Here is an 18,055-nt window from a genome sequence, read left to right as displayed (position 1 = left end):
GCCCCCGTCATGCGCCCCGAATGCACCCGACGCGCCCTCAACTGCCAGCGTGAACGGGAAGTTGTCCCACGAACGGAGGGGTCGATTTTCGGCCAAATCGGAGCGAGGAGCGCAGGCCTGAACACGCTCCGTGCACCTCCGGCCCATCGCGCCAGGGTTGCGCAGTCCGGGAGGCGGAGCACGCCTCCCGGACCGTTCCGCCGCCCGCGGGGATGAAGGCGGCGGTGTCCCCCAGCCCGCTGGATCCAGTACAGCGGGCCGACCCACGCACGGACCATGGAACCGCTCCCGGGATGGCCGGAGAAGAGCGCACACACGGGCGCACGGCCACACGCCGGGAGCACACCGCAACTGCGCGTATCGGACCCGTACTTCAGTACGGACCACAATCCCGCCATCCGGAAGAATGCCCCTTAACGCTTGGGATGCGGCGAACTACGCTGGGTTTACGAATGCCGCGTGGTTATGCCAGCGCGGCAGCCGTCTGTGTCGAGGGGTGGCGCATGTCCAGGGAGCAACGCGGGCCGAACGAAAAGCTCGGCGCCGTTCTCGCCCTCGCGGGAATCTCCAACGCAGGCCTCGCGCGGCGCGTCAACGACCTTGGCGCACAGCGAGGACTGACACTTCGCTACGACAAGACGTCGGTCGCGCGCTGGGTGTCGAAGGGGATGGTGCCGCAGGGCGCGGCGCCGCACCTGATCGCCGCCGCCATCGGCCAGAAGCTGGGCCGCCCCGTCCCGCTCCACGAGATCGGGCTCGCGGACGCGGACCCCGCGCCCGAGGTGGGCCTCGCCTTCCCGCGGGACGTCGGACAGGCGGTGAAGTCCGCGACCGAGCTGTACCGGCTGGACCTCGCGGGCCGCCGGGCCGGCTCCGGCGGCATCTGGCAGTCGCTCGCCGGGTCGTTCGCGGTGAGTGCCTACGCCACCCCCGCCTCGCGCTGGCTGATAACCCCGGCCGACAGCTCGGTGGCACGGGACCCGGCCCCGGCCGAGGGCTCCGCCGCACCGATCAAAGTCGGCCACAGCGATGTGCAGAAGCTGCGCGAGGCCGCCGAGGACGCCCGGCGCTGGGACTCCAAGTACGGCGGCGGGGACTGGCGTTCCTCGATGGTGCCCGAGTGTTTACGGGTGGAGGCGGCGCCGCTGCTGCTCGGCTCCTACTCCGACGACGTGGGCCGCGCCCTGTTCGGCGCGGCGGCCGAACTGACCCGGCTCGCCGGGTGGATGGCCTTCGACACCGGCCAGCAGGAGGCGGCGCAGCGCTACTACATCCAGGCCCTGCGCCTGGCGCGGGCCGCGGCCGACGTGCCGCTCGGCGGCTATGTGCTGGCCTCGATGTCGCTGCAGGCCACTTACCGCGGCTTCGGGGACGAGGGCGTCGACCTCGCCCAGGCCGCGCTGGAGCGCAACCGGGGGCTGGCCACCGCCCGCACCATGAGCTTCTTCCGGCTCGTCGAGGCCCGGGCGCACGCGCGCGCCGGGGACGCGCAGGCGGCGGGTGCGGCGCTGAAGTCCGCCGAGGGCTGGCTGGAGCGGTCCCGGCCCGGCGACAGCGACCCGTCCTGGCTCGGCTTCTACACCTACGACCGGTTCGCCGCCGACGCGGCCGAGTGCTACCGCGACCTGAAGGCGCCGCGGCAGGTGCGCAGGTTCACCGAGCAGGCCCTGTCCAGGCCGACGGAGGAGTTCGTGCGCTCGCACGGGCTGCGGCTGGTGGTCTCGGCGGTGGCCGAGCTGGAGTCGGGCAACCTCGACGCGGCCTGCGAGCAGGGGGTCAGGGCGGTGGAGGTGGCCGGGCGGATCTCCTCCGCGCGCACCACCGAGTACGTGAAGGACCTGCTGCACCGGCTCGAGCCGTACGGCGACGAGCCGCGGGTGATGGAGCTGCGGGAGCGGGCCAGGCCGCTGCTGATGGCGCCCGCGTGAGGTCCCCGGAGCCGGCCGCGGCACCGGCCGGCTCGTGGCCCGCCGGTGCGCCCGCCCGCGTTTGAGCACGATGTCAGTGGTGCAGTGCACTATCGGTGGCGGAGGTGGTGCACGTGGTGGCCTACGACTGTGATGTGCTGGTGATCGGCGGGGGGATCGTCGGGCTGTCCACCGCCTATGCGATCACCCGGGCCGCCCCCGGTACGCGAGTGACGGTGCTGGAGAAGGAGGCCGGGCCCGCCCGGCACCAGACGGGGCGCAACAGCGGGGTCATCCACAGCGGCATCTACTACCGGCCCGGCTCGCTCAAGGCGCGCTACGCGGTGCGCGGCGCCGCGGAGATGGCCAAGTTCTGCGCCGAGTACGACATCCCGCACGCCGTGACCGGCAAGCTGATCGTCGCCACCGAGCGGGACGAGCTGCCCCGCCTGCACGCCCTGGTGCAGCGCGGCCGGGAGAACGGGCTCACCGTGCGCGAGCTGGGCACGGCGCAGATGGCCGAGTTCGAGCCGGAGATCACGGGCCTGGCCGCCATCCATGTGGGCACCACCGGCATCTGCGACTTCACGGCGGTCGCCCGCCGGCTCGCCGAGGCGTCCGGCGCGGAGATCCGCTACGGGGCCCGGGTGGAGCGGATCGACCGCCGGCCCGAGCGCGGGGTCGCCGTGCGCACCGCCTCCGGCGACATCGTCCGCGGGCGGATGCTGGTGAACTGCGCCGGCCTGTACTGCGACGAGATCGCCCGGCTCACCGGCGACGAGCCCGGCGTACGGATCGTGCCGTTCCGCGGGGAGTACTACGAGCTGGCCCGGCCGGAGCTGGTGCGGGGCCTGGTGTATCCGGTGCCCGACCCGGCGTTCCCGTTCCTCGGCGTGCATCTCACCCGCGGCACCGACGGCGGGGTGCACGTGGGCCCCAACGCGGTGCCGGCACTGGCCCGCGAGGGGTACGACTGGCGCACCGTGCGCCCCCGCGAGCTCGCGGGCACCCTGGCCTGGCCGGGCGCCTGGCAGCTGGCCCGCAGGCACTGGCGGTACGGCGCGGGTGAGCTGCACCGGTCGCTGTCCAGGAGCGCCTTCACCGAGGCGGTGCGGCGGCTGCTGCCCGCGGTCACCGAGGACGACCTGGTGCCGGCGGCGGCCGGGGTGCGGGCGCAGGCCGTGCTGCGGGACGGCACCCTCGCCGACGACTTCCTGATCCAGCGGACCCCGCGCGCCGTGCATGTGCTGAACGCGCCCTCACCTGCGGCGACGGCCTCGCTGCCGATCGGCCGTGAGATCGCCCGGCGGGCCCTGGCCGGGCTGGAGCGGTGAGGCGTGGCCCACGGCACTCCCCTGCACGGCCGCGAGGACCGGACGCACCCCCGTAAAATCGACAGCACTGTGTCTGACTCCGTGAACACCCCCGAAGCGCCCCGGCCCGCCCCCGAGCGCCCCACCCCGCACACCCCCGGGGTGTCGGTCCGCCGTACCCGCGCCAAGGGCGAGCCGCGGTTCCCGGACGGCCCCAAGGCCGATCCCGCCGGATCGCACTTCGAGCGGCGGATCCGCAGCTTCCAGCCGCGCCGCAGCCGGGTGACCTCGGGCCAGGCGGACGCCCTGCAGCGGCTGTGGCCGAAGTGGGGCTTCGACATCGACGGCCGGCGGGTGCTGGACCTCGCGGAGTTCTTCGGCAACGACAACCCGGTCGTGCTGGAGATCGGCTTCGGCATGGGCGAGGCCACCGCGCAGATGGCCGCCGCCGATCCGGGCACCAACATCCTCGCCGTGGACGTGCACACCCCCGGCCAGGGCAATCTGCTCAACCTCGCCGACCGGCAGGGCCTGTGCAACATCCGCGTGGGCAACGGCGACGCGGTCATCCTGCTGCGGGAGATGCTCGCCCCGGACAGCCTGGCCGGGCTGCGGGTCTTCTTCCCCGACCCCTGGCCCAAGAAGCGGCACCACAAGCGGCGGCTGATCCAGCCGGAGTTCCTCTCCCTGGCGGCGACCCGCCTGAGGCCCGGCGCCCTGGTGCACCTCGCCACCGACTGGGAGCCCTACGCCGAGCAGATGCTCGAGGTGCTCACCGCCCACCCCGCCTACGAGAACACCCGGGCGGACGGCGGCTTCGCACCCCGCCCCGGTTTCCGGCCGCTGACCCGTTTCGAGGCGCAGGGACTGGAGAAGGGGCATGTGGTGAACGACCTGCTGTTCCGTCGCGTACAGCACGAAGACCAGCCCCCCACCGGCGACTGACCCGCGGCTCCGCGGACCTGCGGGCGGCGCCCCTGCCTCGTTAGGGTCGACGCGTGGCCAGCTCCCCGTATCCGACGCCCGTGAGCGATGCCGCCGGGAGCAGCCCGGCGCGGCCCGCCCACTGGTGGCAGCGGGCCTGGGTGCGCTACGGAGCGCTGTGCACGCTGCTCGCCCTGTCCGGCCTCGTCATCCTGGCCCTGGTGCGGGAACAGACCGGCACCCAGGGCTTCCTGGTCGGCCTCGGCCTCGCGGTGCTGCCGGTGCCGCTGCTCATAGCCGCCTTCCGCTGGCTGGACCGGGTGGAGCCGGGGCCCTGGCGGAATCTGCTGTTCGCGTTCGCCTGGGGGGCCTGCGCGGCGGCGCTGATAGCGATCGTCGCCAACAGCTTCGCCACCAGATGGATAGCGACGGCGACCGCGGACCCGGCGGGGGCGGACACCCTGGGCGCGACCGTGGTGGCGCCGGTCGTGGAGGAGTCCGCCAAGGCAGCCGCCGTGCTGCTGGTGTTCCTGTTCCGCAGACGGGACTTCACCGGGATCCTCGACGGCGTGGTGATAGCGGGCGTCACCGCGACCGGCTTCGCCTTCACCGAGAACATCCTCTACCTCGGCACGGCCTTCGGCGCCGATCAGGTCACCGGCGGCAGCGGCATCCCCTCGGTGACCGCGGCGACGTTCTTCGTCCGCATCGTGATGTCCCCGTTCGCGCACCCGCTGTTCACGGTGCTCACCGGGATCGGGTTCGGCATCTCCGCCCTGTCCACCGAGCGCCAGCGCGTGCGGCGCGTGCTGCTGCCGCTGTCCGGACTGCTTCTGGCGATGGGGATGCACGCGCTGTGGAACGGCTCCTCCGCGCTGGGCGAGTTCGGGTTCCTCGCGGTGTACGCGGCGTTCATGGTGCCGGTGTTCGGGCTGCTGACCTGGCTGGTGGTGTGGACGAGGCAGCGGGAGCTGCACACCGTGCGGGCGGAGCTGCCCGCCTATGTGATCGCCGGCTGGCTGGGTCCGGTGGAGCCGCATGCGCTGGGGCTGATGCGGGCCCGGCGGATCGCCCGGCGGTACGCGCGGCGGCACGGCGGCAAGCAGGCGGCGCGGGCGGTCGCCGAGTACCAGGCGTTCGCGACCTCGCTGGCGGTGCTGCGCCACCGCGGGCGGCTCGGCCGGGCCCGCGGTGACTTCGTGCAGCGGGAGGGCGAGCTGCTGCGGGAGCTGTGGCACCGGCGGGCGGTGGCCCGGCCGGCCCTGGAGTACGCGGCCCGCGCGACGGCACCGCCGCCTCCGGTGCTGGTCTGGCACCCCGGGGCCGCCGCGTACGGGCACATCCCTGCGCAGGGGCACGGTTACGCCTACGGCCCCGCGTACCCCCAGGGGCACGGCTATGAGTACGGCTACGGCGGCAATCCCTACCTGGGGTGAGCGCGAACGCCGACCGGCAGCCCTGACGTCGGGGGGGCGCCGTCGGGACTGCCGGAATTCAGGTGGTGGCGGTGCGGCTCAGCGGGCCGTGCGGATGATCACGGGTTCAGGCCCTTGCTGCGCAGCCAGCTCATGGGGTCGATCCCGGAGGAGGAGCCGCCGGGGTGGACCTCCAGGTGGAGGTGGGCGCCCGTGGAGTTGCCGGTGGAGCCGACGCGGCCGATCACGTCGCCGGTGTTGACCTTCTGGCCGACGCTGACGCTGATCGAGGACTGGTGGGCGTACCAGATCTCGGTGCCGTCCTCGAGGGTGAGCACCGTCTTGTAGCCGTAGGAGCCGTCCCAGCCGGCGAAGGTGATCGTGCCGGTGTGGACGGCCTTGATCAGCGTGCCCGTGGGGGCGGCGAAGTCGAGGCCGGTGTGCTGGCCGGAGGACCAGTAGGCGCCGGCCTGGCCGAAGGTGGAGGTGATGGTGTAGCTGGAGGTCGGCAGCGTGTACTGCTTGGCCAGCTCGGCGAGGCGCTCGGCCTCGGCCTTCTTCCTGGCCTCCTCCTCCGCCTTCTTCTTGGCGGCCTCGGCCTTCTCCTTGGCCTCGCGCTCGGCCTTGGCGGCGGCCTCGGCGGCCTCCTTCTCGGCGGCGGCGACGGCCTCGGCGGCGGCCTTGCTGGCGGCCTGGTCCTGCTGCTGCTCGACCTGCGCCATGATCCGGGCGCGCAGGGCCTCACCGGCGCCCTGCTCGCTGTCGGAGGTGGCACCGACGCTGCTGAGCGGGGTGGTGGAGCCCTTCGGGGTTTCCTCGTCGGAGAGGAGGGAACCCACGTTGGGGAGGTCGGGCATGGAGATGGCGACCGGCGGCTTGCCGGTCTGGGCGCTGGCCATACCGCCGGCGCCGACGGCGGCTATGACACCGACACCGAGAACGGTGGAGCTGCGGGCGAGCCCCCCGCCGCGCTGCTTGGTGACGCGATGCCGGCCGCGGACCGGGCGGACGGTCTCCGCCGTGGGGTTCCACTCCTCGAAGGGACCCTCGTCGGCGCGGGTACCGCCGCCGTAGACGAACGTGTCGCTCGGGGTGAACGGGGCCTCGGGGGCAGGCCGGTTGGACGCCACGTGGGCGCACTCCTTTCCTTCCGTCTCCACCTACCGGGTTAGCTGACGGGTTCGGAGCAGGAAGGTCTCCTACGCGCGTATACGAGCCGTGCTTCCACGGCAGGCATACGCCCGATTCACCCCAATATGTGGTTCCCCGGTTCCCTTGCGGGATTCGGCGCGTGAGCACGGAGCCGACTTCTGTGACGACTGGGACGACCGCGCTGCGTTATCGAACGTTAATAGACATGAGCCTCGGATTCCAAGCCGTTCCTCTTGATCGTTCACGATTTTCGCGCGGACTTAAGTGTCATCGACGGGCGAAAACGGGCGAGTTGACCGCGCATCACAAGGGTCCGGATTACTGACGTTGCGTCAGATGTTATGCGCAGCGGCGCGGTTCGGTCACGGGCGGTGACATCGATGACGGAGGCCGGGAAACCTCGATGAAGAAACCGCGACGGTTGAGGGGACCCGGCGCCCGACGCGGAGAGAACCGGGGCGGCCGGGGTGCGCAGAAACGCCGAGGGCCGGAACCCTTCCGGATTCCGGCCCTCGGCCTTCAGTAGCGGGGACAGGATTTGAACCTGCGACCTCTGGGTTATGAGCCCAGCGAGCTACCGAGCTGCTCCACCCCGCGTCGGTACTCACCAGTATACGACATCCGCGGGGGTGGTCAGAACAAGTGGCTGTTCGGGGCCTTCGCGCGCTCCTCGTACTCGGGCAGCACCAGCACGGTGGCCCCTCCCTTCCGGAGCACGCCCGAGCCGTCCGCGCCCGGCACGAAGGTGTCCGGCTCGCGCCAGGCGGTGACCACGCGGCGGACGCCGGCCTCCAGGATCAGCCGCGAGCAGGACGCGGGACGGGATGCCCGGCGGGCGCACGGCTCCAGGCTGGAGTAGACGGTCGCGGTCGCCAGCCGGGGGTCCGTCGGATCGGTCTTGGCCAGCGCGGCCTCCTCCGCGTGCGCCAGCGGATCGCTGCCCTCCCGCGACCAGCCGCGCGCCAGTTCCGTGCCGTCGGCCGCCACGATCACCGCGCCCACGCTGAACGCCGTCCGCGAGGGCAGGCACTGTGCGGCCAGCTCGCAGGCGAGCGCCAGCCAGTGGTGGTCGGCGGCGACGGGCAGCTCGCCGCTGCCGGGTGCGGTGGGCTCGTAGCGCATCAGGACGACGTCGCCGATCTGCCGGGTCTCGCACAGCCGCAGGCGTCCGCCCTGGTAGGAGCCGGGACCGAAGAGACGCGGGGCGTCCGGGTCGCCGACGAAGAGCGGGGCGAGCACCAGCTGCAGCTCGTCGGCGAGGCCCTGGGTGAGGAGCTGGGTGTGGATCGTGCCGCCGCCCTCGACCATCAGCCGCCGCACTCCGCGCTCATCGTGCAGATGGGTGAGCAGACGGCGCCAGTCCAGCTCCGTGCCCAGCGGCACCACATCGGTGGCGAGTCCGAGAGAGCGGGCCCGCCCGGCACCCTTGTCCGTCGTGTAGAGGACCTTGTCGCCGCCGGTGTGCCAGAACGCCGCGGCCGGGTTCAGGTCGCCGGACCCGCTGACGGTGACCTTCAGCGGATACTCCGGCAGGCCGCGGGCCCGGCGGGCGGCGCGGCGCTCGGCGGAGTTCACCAGCAGCCGGGGGTTGTCGGCGCGGATGGTGCCGGCGCCGACCAGGATCGCGTCCACCGAGGCCCGCACCTCGTCCACCCGGTCGAAGTCCTCCGGGCTGGACAGCAGCAGCCGCTCGGGACCGGTGTCGTCCAGATACCCGTCCAGCGAGACGGCGGCGGACAGCAGGACGTACGGATGGGGCATCGGCGCGCTCCTGGCGAGGTTCGGAGGAACAGCCGGCGGGCTGCTCGCCTCAAGTCTGACAAGCCCGGCGGGCGGCAGGGGCGCGGGTGGCCGAGCGGGTGCGCGTGGCCGAGCGGGCGCGGCAGGCGGGCGGGGCGGGCGCGACGGCGAGCGGGGTCGGCTGCTGGCGCGACTGCGAGCGGGGCGGGCGCGGTGCCGGTGGCCGCGCACCTCGTCATGGTTCGATCAATCCCGTCCGGATCGCGTACCGGGTCAGCTCCAGGCGGTCCTTCAGGCCGAGCTTGGCCAGCAGGTTGGCGCGGTGCCGCTCGACCGTCTTGGGGCTGATGACGAGCATCTCGGCGATCTGCTGCGAGGTGTAGCCCTCGGCGACCAGCTTGAGGATCTCCTCCTCGCGGTCGGTGATGGCCTTGGCGGGCAGGCTCCTGCCCTCCCGGGCACGGTCCAGGTAGTCGCGGATCAGGGCGTTGACCGCGCCCGGGTAGAGGAAGGGTTCGCCACGCATGGTGGCGTGGCAGGCCTCCACCAGGTCACGGTCGGCGACGGACTTGAGCACATAGCCGGAGGCGCCCGCCCCCAGGGCCTCGAAGAAGAACTGCTCGTTGTCGTACATGGTCAGTATCAGGATCCGCGTCTCCGGCATGCTCCGGGAGAGCTCGCGGGCCGCCTGCAGACCGGTGAGCCGGGGCATGGCGATGTCCAGGATGGCCAGGTCGGGCCGGTGGACCCGGGCCTGCTCCAGCGCCTCGGCCCCGTCGTCCGCCTCGGCCACCACGGTCAGATCCGGTTCACCGTCGAGGATCAGCCGCACACCACGGCGCACCAGCGCGTGATCGTCGGCGAGGAGGATGCGGGTGGGGGCGGGGTGGTTCATGGAGCACGTCGTTTCCGCTCGGAAGCTTCTCGGGGCTGCGGTCACGGGGGCGGACCGGGCGACGCGGCCCGCCGGCCGGCGGCGGTGTCGTCGGTGGTGTCAGGGGCGGCGGCCCTGTCGGCGGTGGCGGCCGGAGGCGGATCGGCGGTCGCGCCCCGCGGCACGGCGGGTTCGGCGGCGGCATGGGGCGGGTGACCGGCGGCGGGGGCATGCGGCGAGTGACCGGCGGCGGGAACGGCGGCCGGAGCGGGCACGGCGGTCGCCCCCCGAGGCTCTGCCGGCGCGGGAGCCGCCCCGGCAGTCTCGCCCCGAGTCCCTGCCGGCGCGGCAGCCGCTCCTGGAGTCACGGAGGGCCCGGCAGTCGCGCCCGGCAGCACGGCGGGTGCGGGGGTCTCTCCCGGCCTCGGGACGGGGACGGTCAGCCGCACCTCGGTGCCGGGGCCACCCCCGGCGGGCGGCCCCACCGCGAGGTGGGCGCCGATGAGCAGCGCGCGTTCCCGCATGCCCCGGATGCCCGCGCCCTCCGGGACGTTGCCGATGCCGCGGCCGTCGTCACGGACCCGCAGCTCCACACCGGCCCGGGTGCGGCGCAGGGCGACCTCGGCGCGGGTGGCGTCGGCGTGCCGGGCGGCGTTGGTCAGGCCCTCCTGTGCCACCCGGTACAGCACCAGCTCGATCTCCTGGCCCAGGTCGGGCAGATCGGCGTCGAGGCGATGCTGGACGGTGAGGTCGTAGGCGGCGAATTCGGAGGCCAGCGCCTTCAGGGCGCTGACAAGGCCCAGCTCGTCCAGCACTCCGGGCCGCAGCCGGCGGGCGATGCGCCGGATCTCGTCCAGGCTCCCCCGGGTGGTCTCCTGCGCCAGCTGCAGCTCCTCACGCAGCTCGGGCGGGGCGTGGTCGGCGGCCCGCTTCAGCTGGAGCAGGACCGCGGTGAGGCTCTGACCGACCTCGTCGTGCAGCTCCTGGGCGATCCTCCGGCGCTCCCCCTCCTGCGCGGACAGTGCCCGGGCGCTGCTGGTGGCCCGCTCGTGCTCCAGCCGGTCCAGCATCGTGTTGTACGTACTGATCAGCTCGGCGATCTCGCCGCGCCCGTCGACCGCCGGACGCTTGCCGGGGCGGAGCAGGTCGGTGGTGGTCATGGCGCGGGTCAGGCGCTGCAGCGGGGCGAGGCCGACGCGCAGCAGCAGCGCGTTCGCGACGAGCATGGCCGCGAGTCCCACGGTGAGCACGGCGGCCTCGGTGAGCAGCACCGGAGTGGATACGGTGACGGGTCCCAGCAGCAGAGCGGTGGCCGTGATCAGCACGACGGCGTTCAGCAGGAAGATCCGCCAGAACAGGGGCACCCCACCGCCTCCTCACCGTGCGTCGCAGACCAGCCGCTCCCGGTGCGGCGCCAGCCGTGGAGGCTCACGTCCCCGGGCGCGGCACGGGGCCGTCGCCCCCAGCCTGCACGCTGTCCCCGCCGTACGCCATCCGTGGCATCACCCATTTCCGCACCGCAAGGCCACAGCAGCGCTCCGGCGCCCCTGGGGGGCATGGCACCCGGCATATGGGGTCCTGGGCACGGGGATATGGGGGCCGGACCCGATGGTCGGCGGTGCGGGGGCGAGGGAGCCTGAAGGTGACGGCGCCCTCGCTGCCACTGACGGTCGGGAAGGAGGAGCCGTGCCCCAGTCGGACGACGAGCGCCTCGTCGATCTCGAGGCCCGCCTCCAGCAGGAGGACCCCCGCTTCGCGGACTCGTTCACCCACGGGCGCCCTGCCCGCCCGCGCGAGTTCCGCCGCGCCCGCGCCTGGTTCGCGCTGATCATCGGAGCGGGCCTGCTGCTCGCGGGCCTGGTCCTGCCCGACGGCCTGATGATCGCCGCGGGTCTGGTCGCCAGCGGTATAGCCGTCCAGCTCTTCGACCCACCCCGCTGATTCTCCCCGACCCGCCCCGCTGCTTCTCCCCGGTCCGCCCCACCGGCCCTGCTCGGCCCGCTGCTCCGGCCGCCCAGCTGCCCCTCCCAGGCCCGCCTCGCCGGCCTTCGTCCGGGGCTCGGCCCCCTGTGGGGGCTCCTCCCCTTCCTCTCCTCTACATCTCCTGATCCCGCTGTCCTTCCTCCGCCCCGCCCGGGGCCGGAACGCACCCCCGGCGGCTCTCGGCCGGGGTGGGAAAATCGAAGGCGCTCGGGACTCGCGTCCGGCAGGCAGCGGGAGGGGAGCGTCAGCATGATCCAGTGGGTGCGCCTCGGAACCGAGCGGAAGCCGGTTCCCGAGCCCGCCGCCACCGGGCTGGTGTGGGCCGGTGCCTTCGGCGGTGCGCTCACCCTGGTGCTGCTGATCAACACGCTGCCGGGCCCGGGCCGCCCCGGCCTCGCGCTCACCGCACTGTCCCTGCTCGCCGCCGCGCTCGGCGTGTGGGCCCGGTTCACCGCGGCCCCTGGGACGGCCGTGCTGTGCTGGCTGTTCCTCAACGCGTTCGCCGTTCCGCCCGAGGGCGTCCTCACCTGGGCCGGCTCGCGGGACACCCGCTGGCTCGGCTGTCTGCTCGCCGCCGCCCTCGTCGGCACCACCACGTCCCGGCTGGCGCACGCCCGCGCGGCCCACCACCGCCTCACCGCGGCCACGGACCCGGACGACGGCCGCCTCCTGTGAGCCGGCGTCACCGGGCCACCCGGGTGATGACGTGCCGTCCGAGCTCACGGAGCGCTGACACCGGCCGTCCGTAAGGTCCGCGCCACTCGGCCGGCGGCACGCCGTACGGACGCCGCAGCGCCCGACCCGGCTGATGCCCGGTCAGGCGCTGCGAGGCAGTTCGGAGGTCGTGCTCCCCGTCCGCGGGAGGTAGGCCCTGTGGGACTCGAACCCACAACCAATGGATTAAAAGTCCACTGCTCTGCCAATTGAGCTAAGGGCCCTCGGCGATGTTGCCTCCCCGAGCATAGCTGCACGTGGCCGTCTCGCCGATCGGGTATCCGGGACGGGAGCGTCGGACGGTCACCCGTACGAGCGGAAGGGCCCGCACGACGGTCGTCGTGCGGGCCCTTCCGGTCGGTTTCGCTCACCGGTCAGCCGTTGCGCTTCCAGCGGGGCTTGTCCTCGCGGCGTCCGAAGGAGCCGCCGCGGTGGTCGTCACGACGGCCGTAGGGACGGTCGTGGGACGGGCGGTCGTGGCCGCCGGAGCGGAAGCCCGGACGGTCGCCCTGGCGGTCGCGGTTGAACGGACGGTCGCTGCCGCGGTGGCCGCCGCGCTCGTCGCGACGGAAGCCGCCCCGGTCACGGTCGCGGCCGAACCCGCCCCGGTCGTCGCGGCGTTCGAAGGAGCGCCCGCCACGGTCACTCCGGTCGTCCCGGCGGAAGCCCCCACGGTCACGGTCGCGGTCGAAGGAACGGCCGCCCCGGTCGTCGCGGCGTTCGAAGGAGCGCCCGCCACGGTCACTCCGGTCGTCCCGGCGGAAGCCCCCACGGTCACGGTCGCGGTCGAAGGAACGGCCGCCCCGGTCGTCACGCCGTTCGAAGGAGCGGCCACCACGGTCACCCCGGTCGTCCCGGCGGAAGCCCCCACGGTCACGGTCGCGGTCGAAGGAACGGCCGCCCCGGTCGTCCCGGCGGTCGTCCCGGCGGAAGCCCCCGCGGTCACGGTCCCGGTCACGGTTGAAGCCGCCCCGGTCGTCACGCCGTTCGAAGGAGCGGCCACCACGGTCACCCCGGTCGTCCCGGCGGTCGTCGCGGCGGAAGCCCCCACGGTCGCCGTCACGCTCGTCGCGGCGCTCGCGGCGCTCGGCGGGAGCGGGCGCGTACTCGGTGCGGTCCATGTCCCGCCCGGCCTGCTGCTCCGGCAGCGAGATCTCCGCGGCCGCCTCGGCGGCCTCGGCCACCGCGGCCTGCGGGTCCTCGCCGCGCTCGCGGGCGGCCCGGGCGATCAGCCGGTCCGCCTCCTCGCGCAGTTCCGTCGCGCGGCGCTGCGCCCGCTCCAGCTCCTTGGTGAGCTGGGCGACCTCGCGCTCGGCCTGCTGGGCGGCGTTGGCCGCGGACTCGGCCTGCACCTCGGTCATCGACCGGGCGCCGGTGATCTCGGCGACCTCGGGGTCGAAGGCTGCGCCGCCCTGGATGATGTGACGCGTGGCGTCGACGCCGGCGTCCTCCATCAGCCGGAAGATCTGACGCCGCTGGTGCGGCAGGGAGAGGGAGACGACGGTTCCGGTGCGGCCGGCGCGGGCGGTGCGGCCGGCGCGGTGCAGGTAGTCCTTGTGGTCGCCGGCCGGGTCCACGTTGAGTACCAGGTCGATGCCGTCGACGTGGATGCCGCGCGCGGCGACGTCGGTGGCGACCAGGACGTTGACGTAGCCGTCCTTGAAGTCGGCCAGGGTGCGGGTCCTGGCGCCCTGGGTCATGCCGCCGTGCAGTGCCTCGGCCTTGACGCCCGCCTCGCGCAGCTGGTCGGCGACGCGGTCGGCGCCGAGCTGGGTGCGGACGAAGATGATGGTGCGGCCCTTGCGGGAGGCGATGGCCGCGGTGACCGGCGCCTTGTCCTTGGGCTTCACGACCAGGATGTGGTGCGACATGGTGGTCACCGCGCCCTGGGCCGCGTCCACCTCATGGGTGGCCGGGTCGTCGAGGTACCGCTCGACGAGCGTCTTGATCTCGTTCTCCATGGTGGCGGAGAAGAGCATGCGCTGGCCGCCCGCCGGGACCTGGTCGAGCAGCTCCGTCACCTCGGGCAGGAAGCCCAGGTCGGACATCTGGTCGGCCTCGTCGAGGACGGTGATCTCCACGCTCTGGAGCGAGCAGGCGCCGCGGTTGATGATGTCGCGCAGGCGGCCGGGGGTGGCGACGAGGATGTCTACGCCGCGCTCGAGGGCGTAGATCTGGTTGCCCATGGAGGTGCCGCCGCAGACGACTTTCATCTTCAGGCCGAGGACGTCGCCGTAGGGCTGGAGCGCGTCGGCGACCTGCATGGCGAGCTCACGCGTCGGGGTCAGGATGACGGCGCGCGGCCGGTGCTTCTCGGTCCGGCCGCCGGCGAGCTGCGCCAGCGTCGGCAGACCGAAGGAGAGGGTCTTGCCGGAGCCGGTGCGGCCACGGCCGAGGATGTCCTTGCCGGCCAGGGCGTCCGGGATGGTCGCGGCCTGGATCGGGAAGGGGGTGGTCACGCCGTTCTGCGCGAGCTTGCGCACGACGCCCTCGGGGAGGCCGAGATCGGCGAAGGTGACCTCGGGGGCCTGCTCGGGGGTGGTGCCGGCGTCCGCGAGGTTCTGAATGCCGTCGGCATTCTCAGAGTTCTCGGGCACGACGACGTGATCAGTACTGGCGATGGGCATACGAATGCGAAACCTTCCGGAGTCTCTTCGGCACGCGCCCGTCAACTCCGTGATTCGCGATTCGCAATACGACCGCCTCGATGCGGTCCACCACGGCAAGGGAGAGAGTACGCGCCACACGGCGCGCTCTGCAGTGGCGCCGGGCAAATGGGATCAAACGATCTGCCACCATACGCACCCGGGGGCCCCGAAAGCAAACCGGGCCCCGGTCCGGGAGTACCGCGGCAGGCCAGCGCGGTGGGGCGGCGGTCCGGTCGGAGTCTGTCACGCCGGCCGACGAGGTCGGCCACGCCGGCCGGACCGAGCGTGTCGCGGCGACCGGACCGCAGGAGGTCACGTCTACGCCGGCGCCCCCGCCTCCGGCGCGGGCTCACGCTGCGCCAACTGGGTCTGCGGCGGCTCGTGCGCCGAGGAGGAGGGCTCCGGTGCGGTCGGCTCCGGCTCACCGGACGGCTCGGGTGGGGTCGGTGTGGGCTGCGGATCCGGCGTCCGGGTGGGCTGCTGCGGCACGGGCCGCTCGTCCGGCGCGGGCTTCGCGGGCCCGCCCGGTTTGCCGCCGGCCGGCCGGGACGGGCTCGCCCCCGGAGACGGGGAGGTGCCGGGGCGCGCGGACTTCTCGGACCGCTTCCTGCCGTCCTTGCTCCTCTTCTCCTTCTCCGCGTGCTCGCCGTCCGCGGCCCTGCCCTCGCCGGCGGCGACTCCGTGCCCGGCCTCGCCACCGCCGGGTGCGGCCGCCCCGTCCGGAACCTTGCCGCCCGGCTTCACCGAGTGCGTCGGCTCTGCGCCCCCGCCCGCACCGTCCTCGCCGACGCTCATACAGCCGGCGGCAGCGGCGACGGCCACCAGCGTGGCGGCCAGGCGGACGGGAACAAGCTTGCGGGGCACGGGGGCCACCTCCGATGGGAGTAGCGGGTTGCCATGCCCAACTCCCCCTGCCCGCAAGAGGACACGCCGAAGTCGTATCCGCGGTCGTACCCGTGATCGGCCCGGGCCGTGTCCGTACCCGGGGACCTATCCGTAGCCGAGGGCGTGCAGCCGGGCGTCGTCGATCCCGAAGTGGTGCGCGATCTCGTGCACCACGGTGATCTCCGTCTCCGCGACGACGTCCTCCCGCGACTCGCACATCCTCAGTGTCGGCCCGCGGAAGATGGTGATCCGGTCCGGCAGCACCCCGGCGTACCACTCGCCGCGCTCGGTCAGCGGGGTCCCCTCGTACACCCCCAGCAGCTCGGGATCGTCGGCGGGCGGCTCGTCCTCGACGAACACCGCGACGTTGTCCATCAGCCGCGTCAGCTCCGGCGGGATCCGGTCGAGCGCTTCCGCGACCAGCTCCTCGAACTCCTCGCGTGTCATCTCCAGCACACCAGCCATTGTCAGGTACGACCCGTCCGTACGAGTCCAGCGCGACGCCCGGCATATCCGGCACTCTGTATGGGCATACGGGATCAATGGCCCGCGTCCCCGCCGCCGTCAGGAACGCCATGCAACACATCCGGGTTCCCCGAGGCCACCGCTCGCGCCGGCGCGCACCGGAGACGACCGTCCTGGCGCCGCAGCGCAACCCCTGGCTGCGCGCCCTCGGGCTGATCACCGTGGTCGTCCTCGGCGCCTGGCTGGGCCTGCTCGTGGTGGGCAATGTACGGGTCCCGGTCGGCCCGATGAACACCACGATGACCCTGCGGCCCTCCTTCACCGGTGGCACGAAGATCAATGTCTCGCCGCTGGGCGCGCTGGAACTGGACAGCCACATCGCCCCGGTCCGCCTCGACGTCAACGTGGACCAGCTCGACCCCGACCGCGCCCAGGCCCTGGTGGACCACCCCGAACGCATCTCCGGCCTGCAGGACGAGGTCGCCCGGGACGTCACCCGGGGCACCGCCGATCTGGCCGTGCGCTCCTGTGTCGCCGTGGTCACCGGCGCCACCGCGCTCGGCCTGCTGGTCTACCGGCGTCCACGCCGCGCGCTGGCCGCCGGCGGTCTCGCCCTCGCCCTGCTCGGCGCGTCCGGCGGCACCGCGTACGCCACCTGGAACCCGGACTCCGTGCTGGAGCCCCGCTTCTCCGGACTGCTCTCCTCGGCCCCGTCGCTGGTCGGCGACGCGCGCAGCATCGTCACCGAGTTCGACGTCTACCAGAAGGAGCTGGCGCGCCTGGTCACCAATGTGACCAAGCTGTACGACGCCACCTCCACGCTCCCCGCCTACCAGCCCGACCCCAGCACCATCCGGGTGCTGCACGTGTCGGACATCCATCTCAACCCGGCGGCCTGGAAGATCATCGCCTCGCTGGTGGAGCAGTACCAGGTGGATGTGATCGTGGACACCGGCGACACCATGGACCACGGCACCGCCGCCGAGAACGGCTTCCTCGACCCGATCGAGGATCTCGGCGCTCCCTATGTCTGGGTCCGCGGCAACCACGACTCCCGCGTCACCCAGCGCTATCTCGAGGACCTGAAGAACGTCCACGTGCTCGACGACGGCCGGGCCAGGACCATCGCGGGCCTGCGCTTCGCCGGGATGGGCGATCCCCAGTTCACGCCCGACCGGTCCGGGAAGGCCGGGGCCGAGATGTCCCAGGAACTGGCGGGCGCCCGCCTCGCCTCCGCCCTGCGCGACCACCGGGCCGCCGGCCGGCCGGTGGACGTGGCCGTGGTGCACGAGCCGTCCGCGGCCCGGGAGGTCGACGGCACGGTCCCGCTGGTGCTGGCCGGCCATCTGCACCGGCAGGACACCGAGGTCATGGAGTACGGCACGCGGCTGCGCGTGGAGGGCTCCACCGGGGGCAGCGGGCTGCGCGCGGTGGAGGGGGAGCACCCCGACCCGATCCAGGCGTCGATCCTCTACTTCGACCGCGACACCCGCAGGCTCCAGGCCTGGGACGCCATCGAGCTGGGCGGCCTCGGCCTGACCACGGCGGAGGTCAGCCGCCATCTGCCGGAGGAGAACCAGCCCGGCGCGACGCCCTCGCCCGCGTCCCCCTCCCCGAGCACCTCCTGAAACCGTTTTGGCGAACCATCCCGCCATCCCATATGCTTCTCACGTCCCCGACGCGCTGAGAAGCGCCCAGGCGGGCCGATAGCCCTCATCGTCTAGCGGCCTAGGACGCCGCCCTTTCAAGGCGGTAGCACGGGTTCGAATCCCGTTGGGGGCACATATAGCGCCATGTGTCCGGATTTTTTGGACACGGATGCTAGCTTGGTCCTGTGGAGCAGTTTGGAGTGCTCGCCACCCTGTCAAGGTGGAGGCCGCGGGTTCAAATCCCGTCAGGACCGCCAAGGCTTTGCAAAAGGTCTTGACGGCTGGGTAGCTCAGTTGGTACGAGCGATCGCCTGAAAAGCGATAGGTCGCCGGTTCGACCCCGGCCCCAGCCACCGCGCCGAGAGTGCCCTGGACAGCGCAGCGTC

General features: G+C 73.0%; 13 protein-coding genes, 5 tRNA genes, 1 pseudogene and 1 riboswitch. Of the genes and pseudogenes, 10 read left to right on the top strand and 9 right to left on the bottom strand.

The genetic code is table 11. The features are described from left to right. Positions 1-503 precede the first annotated feature (503 nt). From HCJ93_RS18615 to HCJ93_RS18600, 4 genes are all read left to right on the top strand, one after another. The gene (locus HCJ93_RS18615) at positions 504-1,928 is read left to right on the top strand and encodes an NsdA family TPR-like regulatory protein (protein ID WP_167996845.1); all 1,425 of its coding nucleotides are present in this window, start codon (positions 504-506) and stop codon (positions 1,926-1,928) included. 95 nt (positions 1,929-2,023) lie between these two features. Next, positions 2,024-3,241, top strand: coding sequence for an L-2-hydroxyglutarate dehydrogenase (lhgD, locus tag HCJ93_RS18610; protein WP_167996844.1), 1,218 nt, complete (start codon positions 2,024-2,026; stop codon positions 3,239-3,241). A 69-nt stretch (positions 3,242-3,310) separates the two neighbouring features. Continuing rightward, positions 3,311-4,165 (top strand): tRNA (guanosine(46)-N7)-methyltransferase TrmB, encoded by an 855-nt coding sequence (gene trmB / locus HCJ93_RS18605; protein WP_309141444.1) that lies wholly within the window; start codon positions 3,311-3,313, stop codon positions 4,163-4,165. Between the two features lie 80 nt (positions 4,166-4,245). Next, complete coding sequence (locus HCJ93_RS18600; protein ID WP_167996843.1) at positions 4,246-5,580, top strand: PrsW family intramembrane metalloprotease; 1,335 nt, start codon at positions 4,246-4,248, stop codon at positions 5,578-5,580. A gap of 98 nt (positions 5,581-5,678) precedes the next feature. Here the strand turns inward: HCJ93_RS18600 and HCJ93_RS18595 are convergent, their stop codons facing one another. From HCJ93_RS18595 to HCJ93_RS18575, 5 genes and pseudogenes are all read right to left on the bottom strand, one after another. Then, positions 5,679-6,689 carry a M23 family metallopeptidase gene (locus tag HCJ93_RS18595; protein WP_167996842.1) on the bottom strand — a complete coding sequence of 337 codons (1,011 nt, stop codon included), beginning with the start codon at positions 6,687-6,689 and terminating at the stop codon, positions 5,679-5,681. 12 nt (positions 6,690-6,701) lie between these two features. Next, positions 6,702-6,859, bottom strand: a riboswitch (cyclic di-AMP (ydaO/yuaA leader). A 375-nt stretch (positions 6,860-7,234) separates the two neighbouring features. Then, positions 7,235-7,308, bottom strand: a tRNA-Met gene (locus HCJ93_RS18590). Positions 7,309-7,344: 36 nt separating this feature from the next. Further along, positions 7,345-8,472, bottom strand: coding sequence for a dihydrofolate reductase family protein (locus HCJ93_RS18585; RefSeq protein WP_167996841.1), 1,128 nt, complete (start codon positions 8,470-8,472; stop codon positions 7,345-7,347). Positions 8,473-8,686: 214 nt separating this feature from the next. Next, positions 8,687-9,346, bottom strand: coding sequence for a response regulator (locus tag HCJ93_RS18580; protein WP_167996840.1), 660 nt, complete (start codon positions 9,344-9,346; stop codon positions 8,687-8,689). Between the two features lie 392 nt (positions 9,347-9,738). Then, a pseudogene (locus tag HCJ93_RS18575) lies at positions 9,739-10,689 on the bottom strand (HAMP domain-containing sensor histidine kinase); the annotation flags it as partial. A 322-nt stretch (positions 10,690-11,011) separates the two neighbouring features. On the opposite strand from HCJ93_RS18575, the gene HCJ93_RS18570 reads away from it, so the two are divergent. After that, on the top strand, positions 11,012-11,266 hold the full coding sequence (locus tag HCJ93_RS18570; protein WP_167996839.1) for a DUF3040 domain-containing protein: 255 nt from the start codon (positions 11,012-11,014) through the stop codon (positions 11,264-11,266). Positions 11,267-11,557: 291 nt separating this feature from the next. Further along, positions 11,558-11,983: a hypothetical protein gene (locus HCJ93_RS18565; protein WP_167996838.1), complete on the top strand. Its 426-nt coding sequence runs from the start codon at positions 11,558-11,560 to the stop codon at positions 11,981-11,983. Between the two features lie 190 nt (positions 11,984-12,173). Here HCJ93_RS18565 and HCJ93_RS18560 read toward each other — a convergent pair. The 4 genes from HCJ93_RS18560 to HCJ93_RS18545 all read right to left on the bottom strand — a co-directional run bounded on the left by HCJ93_RS18560 (position 12,174) and on the right by HCJ93_RS18545 (position 16,011). After that, positions 12,174-12,246 (bottom strand) — tRNA-Lys (locus tag HCJ93_RS18560). A 150-nt stretch (positions 12,247-12,396) separates the two neighbouring features. Continuing rightward, positions 12,397-14,649, bottom strand: a complete 2,253-nt coding sequence (locus tag HCJ93_RS18555) for a DEAD/DEAH box helicase (RefSeq protein WP_167996837.1) — start codon at positions 14,647-14,649, stop codon at positions 12,397-12,399. Positions 14,650-14,988: 339 nt separating this feature from the next. Next, positions 14,989-15,534 (bottom strand): hypothetical protein, encoded by a 546-nt coding sequence (locus HCJ93_RS18550; protein WP_167996836.1) that lies wholly within the window; start codon positions 15,532-15,534, stop codon positions 14,989-14,991. A gap of 126 nt (positions 15,535-15,660) precedes the next feature. Beyond that, on the bottom strand, positions 15,661-16,011 hold the full coding sequence (locus HCJ93_RS18545; RefSeq protein WP_167996835.1) for a metallopeptidase family protein: 351 nt from the start codon (positions 16,009-16,011) through the stop codon (positions 15,661-15,663). Positions 16,012-16,097: 86 nt separating this feature from the next. On the opposite strand from HCJ93_RS18545, the gene HCJ93_RS18540 reads away from it, so the two are divergent. The 4 genes from HCJ93_RS18540 to HCJ93_RS18525 all read left to right on the top strand — a co-directional run bounded on the left by HCJ93_RS18540 (position 16,098) and on the right by HCJ93_RS18525 (position 18,022). Next, complete coding sequence (locus HCJ93_RS18540) at positions 16,098-17,648, top strand: metallophosphoesterase family protein (protein WP_167996834.1); 1,551 nt, start codon at positions 16,098-16,100, stop codon at positions 17,646-17,648. A gap of 81 nt (positions 17,649-17,729) precedes the next feature. Further along, positions 17,730-17,802: transfer RNA gene (locus HCJ93_RS18535), tRNA-Glu, on the top strand. 46 nt (positions 17,803-17,848) lie between these two features. Further along, positions 17,849-17,926: transfer RNA gene (locus tag HCJ93_RS18530), tRNA-Asp, on the top strand. 22 nt (positions 17,927-17,948) lie between these two features. Continuing rightward, positions 17,949-18,022 (top strand) — tRNA-Phe (locus HCJ93_RS18525). Positions 18,023-18,055: the final 33 nt, after the last annotated feature.

The organism is Streptomyces composti (assembly GCF_012034205.1).
Taxonomy (GTDB): domain Bacteria; phylum Actinomycetota; class Actinomycetes; order Streptomycetales; family Streptomycetaceae; genus Streptomyces; species Streptomyces composti.
This window is presented reverse-complemented; position numbering and strand designations above follow the sequence as displayed.